The sequence below is a fragment of the Microbacterium lacusdiani genome (assembly GCF_054779895.1).
Genome location: NZ_BAAGXJ010000006.1, coordinates 83,459 through 104,682, shown reverse-complemented (window position 1 = coordinate 104,682; position 21,224 = coordinate 83,459). Strand labels below are relative to the sequence as shown.

Annotated in this window: 21 protein-coding genes, 1 tRNA gene and 1 pseudogene; 12 read left to right on the top strand and 11 right to left on the bottom strand. The window is 73.4% G+C overall.

Annotated features, from left to right (window positions below; translation table 11 throughout):
- Positions 1-31 precede the first annotated feature (31 nt).
- Positions 32-1,480: a serine/threonine-protein kinase gene (locus tag ACYVGN_RS06715; protein ID WP_460789648.1), complete on the top strand. Its 1,449-nt coding sequence runs from the start codon at positions 32-34 to the stop codon at positions 1,478-1,480.
- Here the strand turns inward: ACYVGN_RS06715 and ACYVGN_RS06710 are convergent.
- From ACYVGN_RS06710 to ACYVGN_RS06700, 3 genes are all read right to left on the bottom strand, one after another.
- Positions 1,477-1,950 carry a GNAT family N-acetyltransferase gene (locus tag ACYVGN_RS06710; protein WP_460789646.1) on the bottom strand — a complete coding sequence of 158 codons (474 nt, stop codon included), beginning with the start codon at positions 1,948-1,950 and terminating at the stop codon, positions 1,477-1,479. The two genes, ACYVGN_RS06715 and ACYVGN_RS06710, sit on opposite strands and share 4 nt — an antisense overlap.
- A gap of 30 nt (positions 1,951-1,980) precedes the next feature.
- Positions 1,981-3,264, bottom strand: a complete 1,284-nt coding sequence (locus ACYVGN_RS06705; protein WP_460789644.1) for an HNH endonuclease signature motif containing protein — start codon at positions 3,262-3,264, stop codon at positions 1,981-1,983.
- Between the two features lie 67 nt (positions 3,265-3,331).
- The gene (locus tag ACYVGN_RS06700; RefSeq protein ID WP_055993873.1) at positions 3,332-3,625 is read right to left on the bottom strand and encodes an Rdx family protein; all 294 of its coding nucleotides are present in this window, start codon (positions 3,623-3,625) and stop codon (positions 3,332-3,334) included.
- Positions 3,626-3,752: 127 nt separating this feature from the next.
- Between ACYVGN_RS06700 and ACYVGN_RS06695 the strand changes: the two genes are divergently transcribed.
- The 5 genes from ACYVGN_RS06695 (at position 3,753) to ACYVGN_RS06675 (ending at position 8,375) form a co-directional block, all read left to right on the top strand.
- Positions 3,753-4,079, top strand: a complete 327-nt coding sequence (locus ACYVGN_RS06695) for a heavy-metal-associated domain-containing protein (RefSeq protein WP_460789642.1) — start codon at positions 3,753-3,755, stop codon at positions 4,077-4,079.
- Positions 4,080-4,140: 61 nt separating this feature from the next.
- On the top strand, positions 4,141-6,327 hold the full coding sequence (locus ACYVGN_RS06690; RefSeq protein WP_460789640.1) for a heavy metal translocating P-type ATPase: 2,187 nt from the start codon (positions 4,141-4,143) through the stop codon (positions 6,325-6,327).
- A gap of 24 nt (positions 6,328-6,351) precedes the next feature.
- Entirely contained in the window at positions 6,352-6,807 is a 456-nt protein-coding gene (locus ACYVGN_RS06685; RefSeq protein ID WP_460789638.1) for a DUF6153 family protein, read from the top strand.
- Between the two features lie 61 nt (positions 6,808-6,868).
- A complete protein-coding gene (locus tag ACYVGN_RS06680) occupies positions 6,869-7,459 on the top strand; it encodes a DUF305 domain-containing protein (RefSeq protein ID WP_460789636.1) in 591 nt (196 codons plus the stop codon).
- 46 nt (positions 7,460-7,505) lie between these two features.
- Positions 7,506-8,375, top strand: coding sequence for a F510_1955 family glycosylhydrolase (locus ACYVGN_RS06675; RefSeq protein WP_460789635.1), 870 nt, complete (start codon positions 7,506-7,508; stop codon positions 8,373-8,375).
- A 3-nt stretch (positions 8,376-8,378) separates the two neighbouring features.
- On the opposite strand, the gene ACYVGN_RS06670 is transcribed toward ACYVGN_RS06675, so the two are convergent.
- The 3 genes from ACYVGN_RS06670 to ACYVGN_RS06660 all read right to left on the bottom strand — a co-directional run bounded on the left by ACYVGN_RS06670 (position 8,379) and on the right by ACYVGN_RS06660 (position 10,872).
- A complete protein-coding gene (locus ACYVGN_RS06670; RefSeq protein WP_055993895.1) occupies positions 8,379-9,650 on the bottom strand; it encodes an ATP-binding protein in 1,272 nt (423 codons plus the stop codon).
- A 144-nt stretch (positions 9,651-9,794) separates the two neighbouring features.
- Positions 9,795-9,870: transfer RNA gene (locus ACYVGN_RS06665), tRNA-Thr, on the bottom strand.
- Positions 9,871-9,924: 54 nt separating this feature from the next.
- Positions 9,925-10,872, bottom strand: coding sequence for a DsbA family protein (locus ACYVGN_RS06660; RefSeq protein WP_460789633.1), 948 nt, complete (start codon positions 10,870-10,872; stop codon positions 9,925-9,927).
- A gap of 258 nt (positions 10,873-11,130) precedes the next feature.
- Here ACYVGN_RS06660 and ACYVGN_RS06655 point away from each other — a divergent pair, with 258 nt between their 5' ends.
- Positions 11,131-12,231 (top strand): ABC transporter ATP-binding protein, encoded by a 1,101-nt coding sequence (locus ACYVGN_RS06655; protein WP_460789631.1) that lies wholly within the window; start codon positions 11,131-11,133, stop codon positions 12,229-12,231.
- A gap of 83 nt (positions 12,232-12,314) precedes the next feature.
- Positions 12,315-13,598, top strand: coding sequence for a DUF4032 domain-containing protein (locus ACYVGN_RS06650; protein WP_460789629.1), 1,284 nt, complete (start codon positions 12,315-12,317; stop codon positions 13,596-13,598).
- Positions 13,599-13,622: 24 nt separating this feature from the next.
- Here the strand turns inward: ACYVGN_RS06650 and ACYVGN_RS06645 are convergent, their stop codons facing one another.
- The 3 genes from ACYVGN_RS06645 to cysS all read right to left on the bottom strand — a co-directional run bounded on the left by ACYVGN_RS06645 (position 13,623) and on the right by cysS (position 16,700).
- Entirely contained in the window at positions 13,623-14,264 is a 642-nt protein-coding gene (locus ACYVGN_RS06645) for an NAD(P)-dependent oxidoreductase (protein ID WP_460789627.1), read from the bottom strand.
- A gap of 80 nt (positions 14,265-14,344) precedes the next feature.
- Entirely contained in the window at positions 14,345-15,322 is a 978-nt protein-coding gene (rlmB, locus tag ACYVGN_RS06640; protein ID WP_460789626.1) for a 23S rRNA (guanosine(2251)-2'-O)-methyltransferase RlmB, read from the bottom strand.
- Positions 15,315-16,700, bottom strand: coding sequence for a cysteine--tRNA ligase (cysS, locus tag ACYVGN_RS06635; protein ID WP_460789624.1), 1,386 nt, complete (start codon positions 16,698-16,700; stop codon positions 15,315-15,317). The genes rlmB and cysS overlap by 8 nt, the downstream gene beginning before the upstream one ends.
- 101 nt (positions 16,701-16,801) lie before the next feature.
- Here cysS and ACYVGN_RS06630 point away from each other — a divergent pair, with 101 nt between their 5' ends.
- Both ACYVGN_RS06630 and ACYVGN_RS06625 read left to right on the top strand, forming a co-directional pair.
- Positions 16,802-17,758 carry a DMT family transporter gene (locus ACYVGN_RS06630; protein WP_460789622.1) on the top strand — a complete coding sequence of 319 codons (957 nt, stop codon included), beginning with the start codon at positions 16,802-16,804 and terminating at the stop codon, positions 17,756-17,758.
- Positions 17,758-18,243, top strand: a complete 486-nt coding sequence (locus tag ACYVGN_RS06625) for a GNAT family N-acetyltransferase (RefSeq protein WP_460789621.1) — start codon at positions 17,758-17,760, stop codon at positions 18,241-18,243. Before ACYVGN_RS06630 ends, ACYVGN_RS06625 begins: the two co-directional genes overlap by 1 nt.
- A gap of 25 nt (positions 18,244-18,268) precedes the next feature.
- Here ACYVGN_RS06625 and ACYVGN_RS06620 read toward each other — a convergent pair whose 3' ends face one another.
- Entirely contained in the window at positions 18,269-19,171 is a 903-nt protein-coding gene (locus ACYVGN_RS06620; RefSeq protein ID WP_460789619.1) for a LacI family DNA-binding transcriptional regulator, read from the bottom strand.
- 26 nt (positions 19,172-19,197) lie between these two features.
- Here ACYVGN_RS06620 and ACYVGN_RS06615 point away from each other — a divergent pair.
- Together ACYVGN_RS06615 and ACYVGN_RS06610 are read left to right on the top strand one after the other, a co-directional pair.
- Positions 19,198-19,452: pseudogene (locus tag ACYVGN_RS06615) on the top strand (extracellular solute-binding protein); the annotation flags it as partial.
- Between the two features lie 48 nt (positions 19,453-19,500).
- Positions 19,501-19,908, top strand: coding sequence for a hypothetical protein (locus ACYVGN_RS06610; RefSeq protein WP_460789730.1), 408 nt, complete (start codon positions 19,501-19,503; stop codon positions 19,906-19,908).
- Positions 19,909-19,975: 67 nt separating this feature from the next.
- Here the strand turns inward: ACYVGN_RS06610 and ispD are convergent, their stop codons facing one another.
- Positions 19,976-21,175 carry a 2-C-methyl-D-erythritol 4-phosphate cytidylyltransferase gene (gene ispD / locus ACYVGN_RS06605; protein ID WP_134746044.1) on the bottom strand — a complete coding sequence of 400 codons (1,200 nt, stop codon included), beginning with the start codon at positions 21,173-21,175 and terminating at the stop codon, positions 19,976-19,978.
- Between the last annotated feature and the right edge of the window lie 49 nt (positions 21,176-21,224).

The following is a 21,224-nucleotide window of genomic DNA, read 5'->3' as shown; positions in this document are numbered from 1 at the left end:
ATGGCCCGACGTGCGGCGAGGAGGAATCCCCGTGACCGAGACCCCCGACGAGACCCCGACCGAGCAGCTGCTCGACGGCCGCTACCGGCTGGGCGAGTGCGTCGGCACCGGCGGGATGGGCCGCGTGTACCGCGCGGAGGACATCGCGCTGGGCCGGACCGTCGCGATCAAGATGGTGCACCCCGACGTCGAGGACGCCTCGGCCATCGCTCGCGCGCGCGGCGAGGTCGCGGTGCTCGCCTCGCTCAGCCACCCGTCGCTCGTGACGCTGTTCGACGCGCAGCTCACCCCGGGGCGCCCCGACTACCTGGTGATGGAGTTCGTCGAGGGCCCGACGCTGAGCGCGCGACTCGAGCACGGGCCGCTGTCCCCCGTCGACGCGACCCAGCTGGCGGCCGAGCTCGCGGAGGCGCTGCACGTCGTGCACGCGGCGGGGATCGTGCATCGCGACGTGAAGCCGTCCAACGTCCTGCTGGCGCAGACGAACGTGCCCGGCCGCGCGTTCCGCGCGAAGCTCGCCGACTTCGGCATCGCGTACCTGCTCGACGGCGCCCGCCTGACCACGCCCGGGATGGTGGTCGGCACCGCCGCCTACCTGTCCCCCGAGCAGGCGCGGGGCGCGGACCCCACGCCCGCGTCGGACGTGTACTCGCTGGGACTGGTGCTCCTCGAGGCGCTCACCGGGCAGCGCGCGTTCCCGCGGTCCACGCCGGTCGAGGCGCTCGCCGCCCGACAGTCGACACCCCCGGTCATCCCCGATTCGGTCCCGGCCCCCTGGGCGGGCCTGCTGACCCGGATGACCGCCCTCGACCCGGCCGAGCGACCCACCGCGATCGAGGTGGCGCGCTCCGCGGCGGCCCTCGCTCGCGAGCCGGGCCTCGCTCCCCCGGTCGCCGCCGCATTGGCGGCGCCGCCGCTCATCGCGGCCGGCGACACCGGGACCGCAGCGACCGTTCCCCTCGCTGCCGGAGCGGACGCCGCGACCATGCGGATGCCTTCCGGCGACGACGCCGCGACCGCGGTGCTGCCGCCCGCGGACGCTGTGCCGGCCGCCGCGAGCTCGGCCGGCCGGTTCACCGACGCGCCCTCACGGCGCCGTGTGCGCCCCGCGGCGCTGCTGATCGGCGGAGCGGCCGTCGCCGCCGGCCTGGCCGCGGCGGGCATCTGGGCCGCCGGCGGGGCCGACGCCCCGACGCCGGAGCGCTCCGCCGTGGTCGAGCGCACGGTCGTCACGCCCAGCGAGACGCCCACCGAGGTTCCCGTGGCCCCTGTCGAGCCCCTCACGGAGGAGGAGCAGAAGAAGGCCGAGGAGGAGCAGAAGAAGGCGGAAGAGGCCCGGAAGAAGGCCGACGGAGAGGCCGCCAAGAAGGCCGAGGAAGCGCAGACGAAGGCCGAGGAAGCGCAGAAGAAGGCCGAGGAAGCGCAGAAGAAGGCCGAGGAGGAGGCCAAGAAGGACGCCGAGGAAGACGGCGACGACTAGCCTGACTCGCGCAGGCGCGCCCGCATGGCGGACTGCTGCGTCTCCGTGAACCCGACCGCGGTGTACATCCCCCTCCCGGCCGCGGTCGCGAACAGCTCGGCGCGCCGGGCCCCGGTGGAGCGTGCCCACCTCATGACGTGCTCGAGCGCGGCGCGCGCACACCCCTGGCCACGCGCCGCCGGCAAGGTGCAGACGTTGCTGACCAGCACGTCTCCTCCCTCGGGAGCATGCGGCGACGGCGCCGCGTCGCGGAGGGATCCCAGCGCGCACGACACGACGGCTCCGCCGACCTCGACGACGGCGACGCAGTACCGCGGATCGTCGATCCGGGCCTCGAACCACGAGCGCGCGCGGTCTCGCCACGCGGCGTCGCCCGCCGCGATGCCCATCGCCTCGAACATCTCCGCACGCAGCGCCACGACCGCGTCGACATCCGCCTGTCGCGCGCGGCGCACCGTCGGTTCACCCATGACGCCATTCTCGTCGAGCCGCGCCGAAGGTCAGAAGGGTGGTGCGCCCCCACCGGCGTACTCGATGCGGTACGGGGAGTCGTAGTACTCGTACCCGGCCGGGCTGCGGTATCGGAGGATGCCGCGGCCGACCTGGTCGACGCCCCAGGGCGAGTGGTGCTTCATCATGTGATGCGGCTCGCACAGGTGGGCCGTGTTGTCCACGCTGGTGGGCCCGTCCTTGGACCAGGGGATGGTGTGGTCGATGTCGCAGTGCTTCGCCTTCGTGGCGCACCCCGGGACCCGGCACGTCCCATCCCGCGCCAGCAGGTACCGCCGCTGCGCCGCGGTCGGGGTGCGGTGGTCCACGGTGAGGAGGGCCCCGGTGTCGGGGTGGAGGAACAGCCGCTCCCACCCCACCGCGCCGGCCGCGAGGCGGCGGGCGGTGTCCGCATCGATCGGCCCGTACCCGCCCAAAAGGGCCGCCTCGTCGTCGAGACCGGCGAGGGTGGTGACGGGGATGGTGACCTCGATGGTCGCGTTGATGTGCTGCTCGACCGGGTGACCGGACGGCATGCCCGACAGCAGCAGATCCAGTGCGAGATCCGCCCGCAGCCGCCCCAGGCCCCGCTCGTCCGCCGCGACCGCCGGGTCCTCTGACCCGCCGCGGGCGCGCTTCACCACCCGGGCCTGCGCGGTCAGCCGGTCATGGGCCGCGTGGATCATGTACGCGGGGCCGCTGATGCACAGCACCGCCTGCCCGTCCGGCTGGTCCTCCACCCACACGCCCCGCCGCTCCCGCGCCTCCTCATGCCGCACGGTCGCGGACACCGGCTGATACTTCTCCGCCACCCGCGCAGCCAGCGCCTTGGTGCGATACGGGGTCGCCTTCGCCCCCAGCGGGAGGATCTCCCCCTCGAACGCCGCCCGCACCGCATCCTCATCGAGGTCCGCACCAGCCTCGGCGATCACCTGCGCATGCCGGGACGTGATCCGCCCCTCCCCGAGCGCCGCGTGCGTCGCCGGGAACCGGGTCACCAGCGTGTACGCGCGATCCATCCGGCCCTGCACCGCCCGCGGCGACTCCCTCGTCGCCAGCGCGACCTCCGCCGCCATCGACCGCACCGGGAACTCGTACACGCTCGCATCCGGCATCCGACCGATCTGATCGATCGCGATGCCCATCGCCTCGGCCTGCAGCGCCGCCTCCTCGGCATCCAGCGCCGCACGCTCCCCCCGGATCGCCTTCAACCGCTCCACGATCTCCCGCGTCCGCGACCGCTCAGCCGGGGTGAACTCCCACCCCGAGCTGTCCGCATCCGTGAACCGTGGCATGCCCCCATTCTCCCACCACCCTCGGACATTCGTTCGAAGGTTGGGGGCACTGTGGAGAACGTCCTTCCTAGCGAGACCCGTCCGCCACGCGGTCGGAGTGGCCCAGCGACTTGCCGGGCGCGATGAGGTCGCGCACGCGGCGCTTGAGCTCGGCGATGTCCGGGAACCCGCCGTCGCGCTTGCGGTTCCAGACGTGCGCGTCGTCCACGTCGATCCGGAACACGCCCCCGGTCGCGGGCACCAGAGCCACCTCGCCGATCTCGGCCTCGAACGACTGCAGCAGCTCCCCCGCGTACCACTGAGCCCTGAGCAGCCAGCGGCACTGCGTGCAGTACGTGATGACGATACGGGGAGACGGCATGCGGCCAGGATCCCACAGCCCACGGGCCGAGGCCGCGGCGAGTCCGCAATCCGGCCAGCCGGTTCCAATACCCCCCTGGGGTATGTAGCATGGGTGTCGCCACCGCACATCGTCGAAGGGACACGTCATGGCGAAGGAAACGATCGAGCTCGGACTCAAGGACGCGAACGCCGGATGCGCATGCTGCGCCACGGGCGCCGCGCAGGCCGCCGCTCCCGCCCAGGAGCCGGCCGCCACCACGACGCTGCACGTCGAGGGCATGACCTGCTCGCACTGCGTCTCCAGCGTGACGGAGGAGCTGAGCGCCCTTCCCGGCGTCCAGCGCGTGTCCGTCGACCTGGTCGCGGGCGGCGTGTCGACCGTCACGGTCGACAGCGACGCCCCACTCGACGCCGACGCCGTCGCCGCGGCCGTGGACGAGGCCGGCTACACGCTCGCGGGCCGCTCCGCCTGATTCGCGGGGCCGGCGACGTCCCGCAACCCGCCGCCGACGGCGGCACCCTGAGGAGGTTCTCATGAACACGCAGGATCACCCGCACGACGACCATCACCACCACGAGGGACACGCCGGGGCGCACGGCGCCCGCGAAGCCGTCGCCGAGGCGCCCGCCGTGGACCACGCCGGTCACGAGACCATGGATCACACCGACCACGGCGCCATGGACCACGCCGGTCACGGGCCCATGGGCCACACCGGCCACGGCGATCATGTCGGGCACTTCCGCCGCCTGTTCTGGATCATGCTGGCGCTCGCCGTGCCTGTGGTCGCGTTCTCCCCGATGTTCGCCATGCTGCTCGGCTACTCCCTGCCCGACGCGGCGTGGGTCGGCTGGGTCTCCCCCGTGCTCGGCACGGTGATGTACGCGTGGGGCGGCGCGCCGTTCCTCACGGGAGCGGTGGCCGAGCTGCGCGCGCGGCAGCCGGGCATGATGCTCCTGATCGGGCTGGCCATCACGGTCGCGTTCGTCGCGTCGTGGGGCGCGAGCCTCGGCATCCTGCACCACGGGCTCGACTTCTGGTGGGAGCTGGCCCTCCTGATCGCGATCATGCTGCTGGGTCACTGGCTCGAGATGCGCTCGCTCGCGCAGACCACCTCGGCGCTCGACTTCCTCGCGGCGCTCCTGCCCGACGAGGCCGAGCGCGTCGACGGCGATGCGGTGCGGACCGTCGCGCCGGCCGAGCTCCGGGTTGGCGACCTGGTCATCGTGCGCCCCGGTGGCCGGATCCCCGCCGACGGGCGCATCGCACAGGGCTCGGCGAGCATGGACGAGTCCATGATCACGGGCGAATCCCGCCCCGTGCGCCGCGGCGAGGGCGATCTCGTCGTCGCGGGCACGGTCGCGACCGACTCCGGCCTGCGCGTCGAGATCACCGCGATCGGCGACGACACCGCGCTCGCCGGCATCCAGCGGCTGGTGACCGAGGCGCAGCGGTCGTCGTCGCGCGCTCAGCGCCTGGCCGACCGCGCCGCCGGATGGCTGTTCTGGTTCGCGCTGATCGCGGGCGCGATCACGGCCGTCGTGTGGACGCTGCTCGGGATGCCCGACCAGGCCGTCGTGCGCACGATCACGGTGCTCGTGATCGCGTGCCCCCACGCGCTGGGGCTGGCGATCCCGCTCGTCGTGTCCATCGCGACCGAGCGGGCGGCGCGCGGCGGCGTGCTCGTCAAGGACCGCCTGGCCCTGGAGAGCATGCGCACGGTCGACACCGTGCTGTTCGACAAGACCGGCACGCTCACCAAGGGCGCGCCCGCCGTCACGGCCGTGCATCCGTCCCAGGGCACGGACCCCGACGCGCTGCTCGCGCTCGCGGCCGCAGCCGAGGCCGACTCCGAGCATCCGCTCGCGCGCGCGATCGTGCAGACCGCCGCCGAGCGGTCGCTCCGCGTCCCTGGGGCCACGGACTTCTCGTCCTCGCCCGCGGTCGGCGTGCGCGCGGTGGTCGACGGACGCGTGGTCCAGGTCGGCGGGCCTCACCTGCTCACCCAGGAGCGCGCGGGCGAGCTGCCGATCGCGGACGAGTGGCGCGAGGAGGGCGCGATCATCCTGCACGTCCTGGTCGACGGCGCGGTGGCGGGCGCCCTGCGCCTGGCCGACGAGGTCCGCGCCGAGTCCCGCGAGGCCGTCCGTGCGCTCCATGCCCGCGGCGTCCAGGTCGTCATGATCACGGGCGACGCCGAGGCGGTCGCGGCGGCGGTCGCCGCGGAGCTGGGCATCGACCGGTTCTTCGCGGGCGTGCGCCCCGAGGACAAGGCCTCCAAGGTCGGCGAGCTGCAGCGCGAGGGCCGCCGCGTCGCGATGGTGGGCGACGGCGTGAACGACGCTCCCGCGCTCGCGCAGGCGGACGTCGGCATCGCGATCGGCGCCGGCACGGATGTCGCGATCGCCTCCGCGGGCGTGATCCTCGCCAGCGACGACCCCCGGTCCGTGATCTCGGTGATCGAGCTGTCGTGCGCGAGCTACCGCAAGATGCGCCAGAACCTGTGGTGGGCCGCCGGCTACAACCTCATCTCCGTGCCCCTGGCCGCGGGAGTGCTCGCGCCGTTCGGCTTCGTGCTGCCCATGTCGGTCGGGGCGGTGCTGATGTCGCTGTCGACGATCGTCGTCGCGCTCAACGCGCAGCTCCTGCGCCGCCTGGACCTGCGCCCCGAGACCGTCACGTCGGCCGGCCGCGGATCGGCCGCCACGCCGGTGCGCTCGTAGGCTGATGTCGAGAGGAGGCGCGCGATGAGCCTGATGTCGCTGGGCCGGGCGCTGCGCCCGCGCGCGACAGCCGTCCGCACCCTCCTCCTCGGCGCGCTCGCGGTCGTCGCGGTGCTCGTGGGCCTGCTCGGCATGCACGTGTTCAGCACCGGAACGACCCATCATGCCCCCGCCGTCGCGCCGGAGACCTCCTCCAGCGCCGCCGCGCAGAGCGAGGCGCACGACACCGGGCACGACGCCGTGCACCGCACCCCGCAGGACGGGAGCGACGAGCCATGCGGCGACTGCGGCGGCATGCCGGACCCGATGACGCTCATGGCGTGTGTCCTCGCCCTGCTCGTCGCGGCGCTGGTGCTCTCGATCCGCCCCGTCTGGGTCTCCCGTGCGGTCCACCCGGGGTCACCCCCGCCCTCCTCGGTCGCGGTGCCCGCGGAGCCGACCCCGCCCGATCTCACCATCCTCTCCATCAGTCGCACGTGACGGGCCTGCCCCCGCAGACCCCGGGCGCCGCGCGCCCTCGCCACGACCTGAGGAGAACACCATGAAGATCCGCACGCTCACCCTCGGGGCCGGCCTGCTGGCCGCCGCCCTGACGCTCGCCGGATGCACCGGCACCGGCACGACCGACCACTCCGGCGGCCACTCGGCCTCGCCGGCGACCCCCGCGGCGTCCGCGGCGACGTTCGACGACGCCGACGTGGCGTTCGCAACCGGGATGATCGCCCACCACCAGCAGGCCGTCGACATGTCGGACCTGCTGCTGGCCAAGGACGGCGTCGACCCCGAGGTCGCCGCGCTCGCCGAGCGCATCAAGGCCGCGCAGGGACCCGAGATCGAGACCATGGAGCAGTGGCTCGCGTCGTGGGGTCACGACGCCGGGCACGGCGGCATGGACCACGGCGACGGCATGATGTCGGAGGATGACATGGCCGCGCTCGAGGAGGCGGCCGGCGCCGAGGCGTCGACCCTGTTCCTCGAGCAGATGATCGTGCACCACGAGGGCGCGATCGCGATGTCCGAGACGCAGCTGGCGGACGGCGAGAACCCGGATGCGCTCGCGCTCGCCGAGCGGATCATCGCCGACCAGACCGCCGAGATCGCCGAGATGCGGGGCATGCTCGACGCCCGCTGAGCCGTCGGTGGCCGCCTCCCCGTCCGTCCCGACCCGAAAGCCTCTCATGACCTCCGCCCCCGCCTTCGGGCGCGCCGCGCTCGCCCTGATCGCGCTCACCTCCCTGCTGACCGCCTGCTCCCCCGCCGACGACCACGCGACCGCCAGCGCGCTCCAGCACATCCACGGCCTCGCCGTCGTCCCGCAGACCGGCGAGCTGGTCGTCGCCACCCACGGCGGCCTGTACCTGCTCGACCGCCTCGACAAGGACGCCGACCTGTCCGGCCCCATCGCCGGGAACGACTTCGACGCGATGGGCTTCACGATCGCGGGCGGCGCGTTCTACGCCTCGGGGCATCCGGGCGCGCACAGCCCCGATCACTTCGGAGCGGGCAATCTCGGGCTGATCCGCTCCGACGACCGCGGCGCCACCTGGCAGAACGTCGCGTTCCCGGGCGAGGCCGACTTCCACGACCTGTCCGTCAGCGACGTCGATCCCCGGCGCATCTACGTGAACGCCTTCGGCGTGCTCCATCGGTCCGACGATGCCGGCCGGACCTGGCGCGAGGGCGTCGGCATCGACGCGTGGGACATCCTGGTCGCTCCCGGACTGCCCGACACCGTGTACGCCACGAGCTCGGGCGGGCTGCTCGTGAGCACCGACGCCGGAGCGACCTTCCGGCCGGTGCCGGGTGCGCCGAGGATGGGCCTCATCGCGGCCTTCGCCGACGGGCGCCTCGTGGGCACGGGGGTCGACGGGCGGATCGTCTATCAGGGCGCCGACGGCGAGTGGACGACCGGGACCGAGTACCGCGGCACGAGCGGCGCCCTGACGACGACCCCCGACGACGGGATCGTCCTGGCGGATCAGCGCGGCGTGCTCCTGTCGACCGACCTGAGGAGCTGGGAGCGGCTGTTCGCACCGCCCGAGCACTGACGCTCAGGTCCGCGCGAGCAGCCGGGTGTCCTCCACGAACTCCGCGATGACCTCGGGCGAGACGGTCGCGCGGGTGGCGCGCAGCGCGTCGAGGTAGTCCTCGGTCGACTGCGCGGCGCCGTCGCCGCCCGCGAGCGCGCGCTCCAGGGCCTCCTGGGCGGCCTTGCGCGCCGCGAACTGGATGTCCGCGGGCGTGAGCCCCTCCGAGGCCCGCACGAGGGCCGCGATGTCGATGTCCTCCGCGGCCTCCGGGATGCTGCCGGCCCAGATCGCGGCGCGCGCCGCGTCGTCCGGGAGCCCGATCGGGATCACGTAGTCGAAACGGCCGTGACGCAGGAAGGCCGGGTCGAGCGCGCGGATGAAGTTCGTCGCGCAGATCAGCAGCCGGTCGGCCCGGTCGCGGAACTCCGGGATGATCTTGAGCAGCTCGTTCGTCACGCCCTGCAGCGGCGAGGGCGGGTCGCCCTGCCGGCGGGCCGCGATCTCCTCCACCTCGTCGATGAAGACGACCGCGTGCTGCAGCTCGCCGATCCGCTCGAACGTCTCCCGCAGCCCGGCGGCGAGGCCGCCGGGCTCGGCCGCCAGCCGCGAGGGGAAGACCTCGACGAACGGCCACTCCAGCCGCGAGGCCACGGCCTTCGCGAATGTGGTCTTTCCGGTGCCGGGCGGGCCGAACAGCATCACAGCCCGCGGCGGCACGACGCCGTATCGATCCGCGAGGTCCGGCTGGGCGAGCGGGATCACGAGGCGCCGCTCGAGCAGCGACTTCTCGAGCGTCATGCCCGCCACGGCCTCCCACAGCCCGCGCGAGAGCTGCCGGCCGCCGAGCTCGCGCAGCAGTGCCAGGTCGCGGCCCTGCACGGGGATGCGGCGCTCGGCGTAGCGCAGACTGGACTTCAGCTCGAAGCCCTGCGCGAGGAACGCGTCGAGGCCTGCGCCGGACTCCGGGATCAGCGCCGACATCTTGCCGAGGTCGTGCTGGGCGAGGCGCCGCTCGAGGGCGGACAGCAGCTGCGCGGCGACGCCGCCGCCGCGGTGCGCGGGATCCACGCCCACGTACACGACCCAGCCCTGCTCGTGCGCCGCGCGACCGACCGCGACGCCGATCACCTCGTCGCCGACGACGGCCGCGACGGCCTCGTCCTGGCGGAGGGACGCCAGCACCTCGGAGAGCCCGTACACGGGCTCGTACCCCTCGTTGAGGCCGATCTCCCAGAGACGGAGGAAGGCGTCGGTGTCGTCGTGGTGGAACTCGCGGATGTGCACGCGGGTCATGCGGATCACCCTTCGTCATTGAAGCGGGTCGTGGAGGACCGCCGACGCGACGGGGGTCGGCCCGACGCGGGGAACGGCCGCGACTCGGTGGGTGATCGAGTGCGTCGATGCTACCGGACATCCGATGGCGACCGGGAAGGAGAGTGGTGCCGGCTACCGGGTTCGAACCGATGACCCCCTGTTTACAAGACAGGTGCTCTACCAACTGAGCTAAGCCGGCGACTGTCCGCGAGGACCAGTCGAGCATACCGAGCGGGGCCGCGCCCCGGAGGGGTCACTCCCCCTCGGGCTCCTCGGGAGCCGCAGTCTCGAGGTACGCCTCGCTGTCGACCGCGAGCAGGAACGCCGCGAACTCCTCGGGCTTGTCGAGCGAGCCGACGTAGGGCTCGCCGTTCACCACGATCATCGGGGCGCCCGTGAGCGTGACCCCGTCGGTGCCGGGCAGCGGCTCGTTGAGCGCGCGCTCGGTCGCCTCGCGGGCCCAGGCGAAGTAGTCCTCGTCCTCGATGCAGGCGCGGACCGTCTTGGTGTCCTCGGCGCCGGTCGCGATCGCGCGGTCGGCGAGCTCGGAGTCCGCGTAGCCGTCGCTGTCGACCGCGGGCTGGTTGGTGAGCAGCTCGTGGTTGAAGGCGGGGAACGCCTCGGGCGCGTGCTCGAACACGCACGCGGCGGCGCCCGCCGCGCGCTGCGAGTACTTGGTGCCGTTGGACTTCGAGGTCAGCAGCGCGACCGGGTGGTACACCAGCTCGACGGCGCCCTGCTCGACCCACTGGGTCAGCTGGGCCTGGTTCACGCGCTGGAAGTCCCCCGCGGCCTGCGAGAGGTAGTCGACGTAGACGTGGATCTCGATCGGCTCGGCGCCCGGGGTCTCCTCCGGGGCCGGCGTCTCCTCCGGCTCCTCGGCGTCCTCGGCGTCGCCCTCGCCCGCCTGCAGCATCGCCTGGTCGACCACGACGCCGTCATGCACGAGACCCGTCGGGTTCTGAGTCGGGGCGGTCATCGTCGGAACGACCACGCTGGTCACCGCGAAGGCGATGGCCGCGACGGCGGCGACGACGGCCAGCACGATCGCCGACCGGCGCAGAACGCGGTTGCGCGACTGCCGCGCCTTGACCTGCTGCGCCTTCTCGCGGACGGCCTCGCGACGGCCGCGCGAATCGTCCTCACGCGGGTCCGCTGCGGGGCCGGATGCGGGCGTCTGGCCCGTCTCGTCGCTCGACATGCAACCTCTCGAAGGTGGATCAGGTCAGCCGCAGAGCGCGGCGACAACGCCCTCGATGCTAGTCAGGGCGGCTGGGAGAAACCCAGACGGGACGGCCATCCGGGGCGGCCCGCGGGTGGCGCGACACGCCCGGCGCGCGGCGCCGCGCCCGGGGCATGCCATACTGATCCAGACCCAAAGGCGGGTCTGCGGCGGCTGCGGCCGTCGCATCCATCACTACGGATCGTCCGGCACGTACCTGCCGGTGAAGGAGAAGAAATGGCCTCGGTCACTTTCGACAACGCCACGCGCCTCTACCCGGGCGGCACGCGTCCCGCGGTCGACAAGCTGAACCTCGAGATCGGCGACGGCGAGTTCCTCGTCCTGGTCGGCCCCTCGGGTTGCGGCAAGTCCACCTCGCTGCGCATGCTCGCCGGCCTCGAGGAGGTCAACGACGGCGCCATCCGCATCGGCGACCGCGACGTCACGGACGTCCCGCCGAAGGACCGCGACATCGCGATGGTGTTCCAGAACTACGCGCTGTACCCGCACATGACCGTGGCCGAGAACATGGGCTTCGCGCTCAAGATCGCCGGCGTCAGCAAGGACGAGCGCGCCAAGCGCGTCCAGGAGGCGGCCAAGCTGCTCGACCTCGAGCCCTACCTGAACCGCAAGCCGAAGGCCCTCTCGGGTGGTCAGCGTCAGCGCGTCGCCATGGGCCGCGCGATCGTCCGCGAGCCGCAGGTGTTCCTCATGGACGAGCCGCTGTCGAACCTCGACGCCAAGCTCCGCGTCCAGACCCGCACGCAGATCGCGTCGCTCCAGCGCCGCCTGGGCGTCACCACGGTCTACGTGACGCACGACCAGACCGAGGCCCTCACGATGGGCGACCGCATCGCGGTGCTGAAGGACGGCATCCTGCAGCAGGTCGGCACGCCGCGCGACCTGTACGAGAAGCCCGCCAACGTCTTCGTCGCCGGCTTCATCGGCTCGCCCGCCATGAACCTGTTCCCGGCGGAGATCGCCGAGGGCGGCGTCCGCTTCGGCACCAAGGTCGTCGGCGTCCAGGCCGGCTCGCTGGCCAAGGCCCACGGCTCGGAGGTCACCATCGGCGTCCGCCCCGAGGACATCATCGTGTCGCCGGCCGACGGCCAGGGCCTCCAGGTCGTCGTCGACCTCGTCGAGGAGCTCGGCGCCGACGGCTACCTGTACGGCCACTCGGAGATCGAGGGCAAGCGCACCGACATCGTCGCGCGCGTCGACGGCCGCGTCCACCCGCACGCGGGCGAGACGGTCATCCTGGCGCCGCGTCCGGACCACGTGCACGCGTTCGACCTCGAGACCGGCGAGCGCCTGACGCCGGCGGTCCACGCGGACTGACCCCTCGCGATCCCGGCGGCGCGGGCGGATCCTCGGATCCGTCCGCGCCGTCCCGCTTTCCCGCCCCCGTCCCCTGGAGAACCGTGTCGGAGTCCCTGCACATCACAGCGGCCGAGTTCGACCCGCAGCTGCTCACGCTGCCCTGGAGCACGCGCCTCGAGGACTGGCCCGCCAGCGCGATCGTCAAGCTGCCGAAGGGCATCTCGCGCCACGTGGTGCGGTTCAGCGAGCTGTCGGGGCATGTCGTGGCGGTCAAGGAGACCACCGCGGCCATGGCCCAGCGCGAGTACGAGATGCTCGGGAGCCTGCACCGGCTGGATGTGCCCTGCGTGCGCCGCGTCGCCGTCATCGCGGGCCGTGCGGCGGAGGACGGCACCCCCCTCCCGGCCGCGCTCGTGACCGCGCACCTGCAGTTCTCGATGCCGTACCGCGCGCTGTTCACGCACGCGCTGCGCCCGGACACCGCCACGCGCCTGGTGGATGCGCTCGCGCTGCTGCTCGTGCGCCTGCACAACGTCGGCTTCTACTGGGGCGACGTGTCGCTGTCCAACACGCTGTTCCGGCGCGACGCGGGCGCCTTCGCGGCGTACCTCGTGGACGCCGAGACCGGCGAGCTGCACGAGAACGGGCTCACCGACGGCCAGCGCGAGCACGACCTGGATCTCGCCCGCACCAACATCGCCGGCGAGATCATGGACCTCGCCGCCAGCGGCCGCCTCGAGGGCGGCGTCGACCCCATCGCGGTCGCCGACGGCATCGTGTCGGCGTACCGCGCGCTGTGGCGGGCGCTGCACGAGCAGCAGACCTTCTCGGTGAGCGAGGCGTGGCGGATCACCGAGCGGGTGCGCCACCTCAACGAGCTGGGCTTCGACATCGACGAGATGGCCATCCAGACCACCGGCGACGGCACGCGCGTGTCCATCCAGCCGAAGGTCGTGGACGCCGGCCACCACACGCGGCGGCTCATCCGCCTCACGGGCCTCGACGTGGAGGAGAACCAGGCGCGCCGCCTGCTCAACGACCTCGACGAGTTCCGCGTGCGCTCCGGACGCTCGGAGGACGAGGAGGAGCTCGCCGCGCACGAGTGGCTGACCGAGGCCTTCGAGCCGGTCGTGCGGGCCATCCCGTTCGAGCTGCGCGCCAAGCTGGAGCCGGCCGAGGTCTACCACCAGGTGCTGGAGCACCGGTGGTTCCTGGAGGAGAAGCGCGAGGCCTCCGTGCCCCTCGCGGAGGTCCTGACCAGCTACATCGGCGACGTGCTGCGCCACCGCCGCGACGAGGCCACCATCATGGGGCCGCTGACCGAGACGCTCACGGCGCCGACGGGCACGCTGTCTCCGGAACGCGACTGGCGCGACCTCGTCTGAGGCCGCGCCAGTGGCGAGGTCGGATCAGTAGCCGACCGTGAAGTTCGTCCGACGGTGCCGCGGGTTCTCGATCTCGTCGACGACCGCGACCGCGAAGTCGTCGCCGGAGATGTAGGACTGGCCGTCCTCGCCCGTCACCAGCACCTCGCCGCCCGTGCGGTACGAGCCGGTGCGCTCACCGGGCGCGAAGCCGCCGAAGCCGGCCGCGGGGTGCACGAAGAACCAGTCGAGGCTCTCGTCCGACGCCTTGAGGTCGTCGAGCACGCCGATCATCTCGAGCGCCTCGGGCTTGAACTCGTCGGGGAAGGATCCCGCGTCGATCAGCCGGGGACCGCCCTCGGCCACCAGGCTGCCGCCCGCGCCGCCGACCACGCCGAGGCGGGTGCCGTCCGGCAGCGCCTCCGCGAGCTGCGCGATGCCCGCGCGCACGCGCCCCTCCATGTCGCCGCGCGGCGCCACGGTCACGACGACCTCGTCCACGCCGACGAGCTCCGCGGCCAGGCTGGTGGCGTCGAGCAGCGAGCCCTCTAGGTAGGTCACCCCCGGGACGCGGGTCGACGGCACCTTGCGGGCGACCGAGACGACGGTGTGGCCGCGCTCCGCGGCCTCCTTGACGATGTGGCCGCCGGCGTAGCCGGTGCCTCCGATGACGGCGATGCGGGCCATGGGCTCCCTTTCCTCGGGGTGGATGTTCCGAGCACTGCAACCGGGTGGATGGATCCGTGATTCCCGGCCGCACCGGGCGACTACTCCTGCGTCGCCCGGACGGTGGCGATCTGGTACAGCGCGACCGACGCGGCGATGCCCGCGTTGAGCGACTCGGTCGCCGACGAGATCGGGATGGAGACGATCTGGTCGCACGTCTCGGTGACCAGGCGCGACAGGCCCTTGCCCTCGCTCCCCACCACCACGACGACCGGGCGGTCGGCCAGCGCGAGCTGCGGGAGCGACACGTCGCCGTCGCCGTCGAGCCCGAGCACGAACACGCCCTGCTTCTTGAAGTCCTTCAGCATCGAGGTCAGGTTCGTCGCCATCGCGACCGGGATGCGGGCCGCGGCGCCGGCGCTCGTCTTCCAGGCGCCGGAGTTCATGCCCGCCGAACGGCGCTGCGGGATGATGACGCCCTGGCCGCCGAACGCGGCGGTCGAGCGCACGATCGCGCCCAGGTTGCGCGAGTCGGTGACCCCGTCCAGCGCCACGAGCAGCGGCGTCTGACCGCTCTCGATGATCTCCTCGAGCAGATCCTGCGGGTGCGCGTACTCGTACGGGGGCACCTTGAGCGCGACGCCCTGGTGCACGCCGTCGAAGCCCGCCATGCGGTCGAGCTCGGGGCGCGTCACCTCGAGCATCGGGATCTCGCGGTTCTTCGCGATCGCGAGCATCTCCTTGACGCGGTCGTCCATCTCCACGCGCTGGGCGATGTAGAAGGCCGTCGCGGGGATCTTGGCGCGCAGCGCCTCGAGCACCGAGTTGCGGCCGGTGACGAACTCGATGTCGCTGTCGCCCTTCGCGCGCGGGGCGCGCGTGGGCTTCTGCGTCTGGCCGCGCTTCGCGGCGAGGCGCTCCGCGGCCTGCTTGCGCTTGTGGGCCACGTGATAGACGCGGTCCTCGGCCTTCGGGGTGGGCCCCTTGCCCTCGAGCGCCTTGCGGCTGTGACCGCCGGTGCCCTTGACGGGGCCCTTCTTCTTCCCGCGGCTTGCGCCGGGGCGGCCAGGCTTAACCATTGATACTCCAGACTGTTCCGTCAGTTGTGTCTTCGAGGGCGACGCCCGCGGCCGCGAACAGGTCGCGGATGCGGTCGGCGGTCGCCCAGTCCTTGGATGCGCGGGCCTCGGCCCGCTGCGAGATCAGCGCGTCGACGAGCGCCGCGAGCGCGGCGTCCGACCGCGACGCCCCCGGCTCCGCCGCGACCGCGTCGAGGCCGAGCACGCGGACCATGGCGGCCACGCCGTCATAGGCGGCGCGCAGGGCGGCGCGGTCGCCCGCGTCGAGGGCCGTGTTCCCGGCCCGGACGACGTCGTGCACCACGGCGAGCGCCTGGGGGATCCCGAGGTCGTCGTCCATCGCGGCCCCGAACGCCTCGGGGACGTCGGCGGCGGCATCCGGGTCTCCCAGCGTGCGCGCGGCGCGCTCGAGGAAGCCCGTGATGCGCTCGAGGGCCGAGGCGGCCTCGTCGAGCGCGCGATCCGAGATGTCGAGGCTCGAGCGGTAGTGCGCGGCGGCCAGCGCGTAGCGGACGACGGGCGCGGGACGCCGCTCGAGCAGGTCGGCCGCGAGCGTGAAGTTGCCGAGCGACTTCGACATCTTCTGGCCCTCGACCGTGACGAGCCCGTTGTGCACCCAGAAGCGCGCGAACGCGTCGCCCGCGGCGGTCGACTGGGCGATCTCGTTCTCGTGGTGCGGGAAGCGCAGGTCGAGGCCGCCGCCGTGGATGTCGAACTCGGGTCCGAGGTACCGGCGGGACATCGCGGAGCACTCGATGTGCCAGCCGGGGCGCCCCGGGCCCCACGGGGAGTCCCACGTGGCATCCGCCGGCTCACCCGGCTTGGCGCCCTTCCACAGGGCGAAGTCACGCGGGTCGCGCTTGCCGCGCGGGTCCGCGTCGGCGGCCGGCTCCATGGCATCGAGCGACTGGCGCGTGAGCGAGCCGTACTCCGGCCACGAGCGCACGTCGAAGTACACGTCGCCCGCCGAGGCGTACGCGTGGCCGCGCTCGATCAGCCGCGCGATGATCTCCTGCATCTGCGGGATGGACGCGGTCGCGCGCGGCTCGTACGTGGGAGGAAGGATGCCGATCGCGGCATATGCCGCCGAGAACTCCTGCTCGATGCGGTACGCCAGGGCCCACCAGGGCTCGTCGGGCGTCGCGTTGTCGAGCACCTTGTCGTCGATGTCGGTGACGTTGCGGACGAGCGTGACCCGGCCGAAGCGGTGCGCGAGCCAGCGCCGCAGCAGATCGAACGCGAGCGCTCCGCGGAGGTGACCGACGTGCGGGCCCGACTGCACGGTGGGTCCGCACACGTACATCGTCACGTTCCCGGGGATGAGCGGGACGAAGTCGCGCAGGGCCTGGGCGCGGGAGTCGTAGATGCGGACGGTCACGCGTCAAGACTACGGGGCGGCACATGCGAAAGCCCTGCTCACCCGGCACTCCGGATCGGGGCCGGGCGGCGCGGGTCGCGGGATGCGACAGAATCGAGAGCGTGCCGTCGCCCTCCTCCGGATCCCCGTCCTCCGGCGCCGCCGTGATCGCCGTGCTCGTCGCGGCGCTGCTGTTCGGCACGACCGGCACGTCGCAGGCTCTCGGCCCCGACGACACCACGCCGTTCTCGGTCGGCGTGATGCGCCTCCTGATCGGCGGCACGGCGCTCGCGCTCGTCACCGCGATCGCCGCGCGGCGCCGCCGTGCGCTCCGGCCGGACGCGCCCCGTCCCCGGCTGACCCCTGGGGCCGTCGCGCTCATGGCCGCCACCGCCGTGTCGCTGTTCGTGTACCAGCCGCTGTTCTTCCTCGGCACGTCGCTCAACGGCGTCGCCGTGAGCACGGTCATCGCCCTGGGCTCGGCGCCCGTCCTCGCGGGCCTGCTCGAGTGGGCGCTGACCCGCACGGCGCCGGGCCTGCTGTGGGGCTCCGCGACCGCGCTGTCGACGCTCGGCGTCGCCCTCCTCGGCTTCGGCGGCAGCGCGGGCGGCTCCGCGGACGCGGTCGGCATCGCCGCCGCGCTCGGGGCGGGGGCGTCGTTCGCCGTGATCGCCGTCGCGCAGCGCCGGCTGCTCGACGCCGGATGGCATCCGCTCACGGTGGTCGGGGCGATGGGCGGCGGCTCCGCCGCGATCGCGCTGGTCGCGCTGCCGTTCACGGATGTCGCCTGGCTGACGGATCCCGCCGGCGCGGGCATGGCGCTGTGGCTCGGCCTCGCCACCATCACGGTGGCCTACGGGCTGTTCACGTGGGGCCTGGGCGGCCTGAAGGCCGCGACCGCCGCGACGCTCACCCTGGGCGAGCCGCTGACCGCGAGCATCCTGGGCGTCGTGGTGCTGGCCGAGCGCCTCGCCCCGCTCTCGGTGGTCGGACTCGTGGTGCTGGGCGCCGGGCTCGCGCTGCTGGCGTGGGGCTCGCGCGCACCGCGCGATCCCGAGCCGTTCGCGGTGGAGGGCTGATGTCCGCCGGCATCGAGATCCGGATCGACGACCTGTCGGGAGAGCCGACGCGCGCGCTGATCGCGCACCATCACGCGCAGATGCACGCCAACACGCCGGCCGAGAGCGTCCACGCCCTGGATCTCGACGCCCTGCGCTCCCCGGACGTCATGGTCTGGAGTGCGTGGATCGACGAGCGGATCGCCGGCATCGCCGCCCTCAAGCGCCTGCGGGACGCGCACGGCGCGCCGTCGGACCGCGGCGAGCTCAAGTCCTTCCGCACCGCCGACGCGTTCCTCGGCCGCGGCGTGGCCCGGGCGCTCCTGCGCCACATCGTCGCGGAGGCGCGCGCCGTCGGCCTGTCCTCGCTGTGGCTCGAGACCGGCAGCGACGACGGCTTCGTCCCCGCGCGCCGCCTCTACGCGGCGGAGGGCTTCGTGGAGTGCGGTCCGTTCGACGGCTACGCCGAGGACCCGCTGTCCACGTTCATGACGCGCGCGCTCTGACGCGCGACTCGTCCCGGCGGCCCGCTCAGGCGGGGACGCGCGTGGAGTCGCGCACGCGCAGCTCCGGCACGAGCGCCACGTGCTGCACGCCGCCGGCCTCCGCGCCGCGCGCGACCCGGTTCGCCAGGAGCGCGAACGCCCGGCGGCCGACCTGCTCCTTCTGCGGGGCCACGGCCGTGAGCGCCGGCTGGGCCAGCTCCGCGCTGATGTCGTCGTAGCAGACCACCGACAGCCGGTCGGGGACGCGGCGCCCGAAGGCCTCGAGGCGCCCGAGCAGCCGCATCGCGAGCTGGTCGTTGTGGATCAGAAGTCCGGTGGCGCCGCGCTCGATCAGCGACGCGACCTCGGCGTCGAGGGCGGGCAGGTCGGCGAGGTTCTCGTACGCCTCCCCCACCGACTCCACGCCGCAGTGCGCGATCGCGTCGCGGTAGCCGTCGGCGACGAGCGGCGTGTTCGGGCCCTTCACCGCGACCAGCGCGATCCGCGTGTGCCCGAGCTCGACCAGGTGGCGCACCGCGTTCGCGGCCCCGACGCCGTGCGCGGAGCACACGCCGTCGAACTGCGACGCGCGGCCGCCCGGGCGGACGGGGCGCTCGACGAGCACGATCGGAAGCGGGATGGACTCGAGCCACTCCTGCGTCTCGTCGCTGAGCTCGCCCGTGTCGAAGTCGGGGGTCGGGGCGATCATCAGGCCGTCCGCACCGCGCGCGACCAGTCCCTCGACCAGTCGGCGCTCGACGCGCAGGTCGTACGCCGAGACGCCGAGCGTCAGGCGTGTGCCGGCCTCGGCGGCGGCGGCCCGGATCCCGTCGATGACCGCGCCGAAGTAGTACTCGGCGTGGGGCATCACGAGACCGTACGTGCCGCCGGGGCGGCGATCCGCCGCACGCTGCTCCACGCGCGAGACGCCGCCGTGCGAGCGGCGCACGCGCCCCTCGGACGCAGTTCGCCGGCTCGACCTGGTCGGTGCCGCTCGACATGGGCGTGCTGTCCTTCTTCTACCGCGCCGACCTGTTCGAGCAGTACGGCGTCGAGGTCCCCACCACGTGGGACGAGTACGTCGCCGCCGCGGAGGCCGTCAAGGCCGCCGACCCGAACGTCCGCATCGGCGCGACCACGCTGGGCGACCCGGCCCTGTACGCCGCGCTTGCGTGGCAGCACGGCGCCACCTGGGCCTCGGTCGAGGGCGACGCGTGGAAGATCGACATCGACAGCGCCGAGACCGCCGAGAGAAGCACACCGAGCGCGACGCCGCCGATGCCGCGCAGGTGCTCCGCGACATCCTGGGCGCCGGCACCGAGCTCTCCGTGGACCTGCCCGAGATCCCGGCCGGCTCCGCCGTGCGCATCGATCTGGTCGTGGACTCGCTCGGCCGCGTCAACTACGGACCGATGGTCGGCGAGCGCAAGGGCATCACCGGCCAGGTCATGCACGAGCGCCAGCTGGTTCATCGACGGCGTCGACCGGGGCGTCGCGTTCGTGAACGGCTTCTGCCTGGGGCGGTTCGACATCGCCGGACCGCAGACGAGCCTGTACGTGCCGTGGCCCATCGTGGCCGAGGGCGACAACGCCGTCACGGTGGTGTCGTTCGACCCGCGCTCGGCCGAGGCGCCCGCCCCCGCGGCGCGCCTGGTGCAGGGCACGGGCTTCGAGCCGCGCGCCTGACGCGCTCACGCGAGAGGGGGGTCGGACCATCCGGTCCGGCGCCCGTCTCGCGTTCCCGGGTTCGGTGTCAGGCGGGCTGGATGAGCGCCACCGCGAAGGCCTGCACACCCTCCCCCGCGCCCGTGAAGCCGAGCCCGTCGGTCGTCGTGGCCGAGAGCGAGACGGGGGCGCCTCCGAGAGCAGCCGACAGCGCCGCCTCGGCCTCCGCGCGCCGCGGCGCCAGCTTGGGTCGGTTCGACTGGATCTGGACGGCCACGTTGGCGATGGACCATCCGGCCTCCCCCAGCAGCGCGCGGGTGCGGGCGAGGAACGCGTCGGCGTGGGCGCCCGCGAACTCGGGGCGGGACGTGCCGAAGTGCGTGCCGATGTCGCCCAGCCCGGCGGCCGACAGCAGCGCGTCGACGATCGCGTGCGCGACGGCGTCGCCGTCCGAGTGGCCCGACAGCGCCGGCTCCCCCGGCCACTCGAGGCCGGCGAGCCACAGCGCACCCTCGCCTCCGAACGCGTGGACGTCCGTGCCGACACCGACGCGCGGGCCGGAGGGACGCGGGCCCAGCCCGGTCTCGACGGGTGCGACGGGCGCGGCGATCGCGCGGGCGCGGTCGAGATCCGCGGGGGTCGTGATCTTGAACCCGTGCGCGTCGCCGTCGACGATCGCGACGCGATGCCCCGCCGCGGCCACCAGCGCCGCGTCGTCCGTGTACTCCTGCGAGGCCACCGCATAGGCGGTCTCGAGCACGTCGCGCCGGAAGCCCTGCGGGGTCTGGGCGGCCGCCAGCTGCGCCCGGTCGACGGCCTCGACGATGCGGTCGCCGTCCACGCGCTTGATCGTGTCGACCACCGGCAGCGCCGGCACCACGCCCCATCCGGTGCGGTCGACCGCGTCGATCACGCGCGCGAACACCTCAGGGGGCGTCAGGGCCCGCGCGGCGTCGTGGATCAGCACGACCTCGACAGACGGCCACAGCGCGTGCAGACCGGCCGCCACGGAGGCCTGGCGGGTCGTGCCGCCCGTGACGACAGACACCAGCTCGGATCGGTCGCCTGCGGCCTCGCGGGCGTCGGTGAGCGCCTCGCCCTCGCGCCCCGCGGGCGCGACCACGACGACCTGAGCCGCCGGTGCGGCGAACACGCACCGCAGCGCGTGGCGCAGGATGGTGTGCTCGTCGAGGCCGACGAACGCCTTGGGGACGTCCAGCCCGAGGCGGGTGCCGGAGCCGGCGGCGACGACGACGACCGCGATCCGCGGCGTGGGAGTGAGAGTCACGCTCCAACGCTAACGGGCGCCGCCTCCCGAGGGGAGCGGCGCCCGTTGA

What these genes read in the sequence shown, in the direction of transcription:
- ACYVGN_RS06710 (WP_460789646.1), bottom strand. Translation starts at nt 1,950, where the DNA reads ATGGGTGAACCGACGGTGCGCCGCGCGCGACAGGCGGATGTCGACGCG.
- ACYVGN_RS06705 (WP_460789644.1), bottom strand. Translation starts at nt 3,264, where the DNA reads ATGCCACGGTTCACGGATGCGGACAGCTCGGGGTGGGAGTTCACCCCG.
- ACYVGN_RS06700 (WP_055993873.1), bottom strand. Translation starts at nt 3,625, where the DNA reads ATGCCGTCTCCCCGTATCGTCATCACGTACTGCACGCAGTGCCGCTGG.
- ACYVGN_RS06695 (WP_460789642.1), top strand. Translation starts at nt 3,753, where the DNA reads ATGGCGAAGGAAACGATCGAGCTCGGACTCAAGGACGCGAACGCCGGA.
- ACYVGN_RS06690 (WP_460789640.1), top strand. Translation starts at nt 4,141, where the DNA reads ATGAACACGCAGGATCACCCGCACGACGACCATCACCACCACGAGGGA.
- ACYVGN_RS06685 (WP_460789638.1), top strand. Translation starts at nt 6,352, where the DNA reads ATGAGCCTGATGTCGCTGGGCCGGGCGCTGCGCCCGCGCGCGACAGCC.
- ACYVGN_RS06680 (WP_460789636.1), top strand. Translation starts at nt 6,869, where the DNA reads ATGAAGATCCGCACGCTCACCCTCGGGGCCGGCCTGCTGGCCGCCGCC.
- ACYVGN_RS06675 (WP_460789635.1), top strand. Translation starts at nt 7,506, where the DNA reads ATGACCTCCGCCCCCGCCTTCGGGCGCGCCGCGCTCGCCCTGATCGCG.
- ACYVGN_RS06670 (WP_055993895.1), bottom strand. Translation starts at nt 9,650, where the DNA reads ATGACCCGCGTGCACATCCGCGAGTTCCACCACGACGACACCGACGCC.
- ACYVGN_RS06660 (WP_460789633.1), bottom strand. Translation starts at nt 10,872, where the DNA reads ATGTCGAGCGACGAGACGGGCCAGACGCCCGCATCCGGCCCCGCAGCG.
- ACYVGN_RS06655 (WP_460789631.1), top strand. Translation starts at nt 11,131, where the DNA reads ATGGCCTCGGTCACTTTCGACAACGCCACGCGCCTCTACCCGGGCGGC.
- ACYVGN_RS06645 (WP_460789627.1), bottom strand. Translation starts at nt 14,264, where the DNA reads ATGGCCCGCATCGCCGTCATCGGAGGCACCGGCTACGCCGGCGGCCAC.
- rlmB (WP_460789626.1), bottom strand. Translation starts at nt 15,322, where the DNA reads ATGGTTAAGCCTGGCCGCCCCGGCGCAAGCCGCGGGAAGAAGAAGGGC.
- ACYVGN_RS06625 (WP_460789621.1), top strand. Translation starts at nt 17,758, where the DNA reads ATGTCCGCCGGCATCGAGATCCGGATCGACGACCTGTCGGGAGAGCCG.
- ACYVGN_RS06610 (WP_460789730.1), top strand. Translation starts at nt 19,501, where the DNA reads ATGCCGCGCAGGTGCTCCGCGACATCCTGGGCGCCGGCACCGAGCTCT.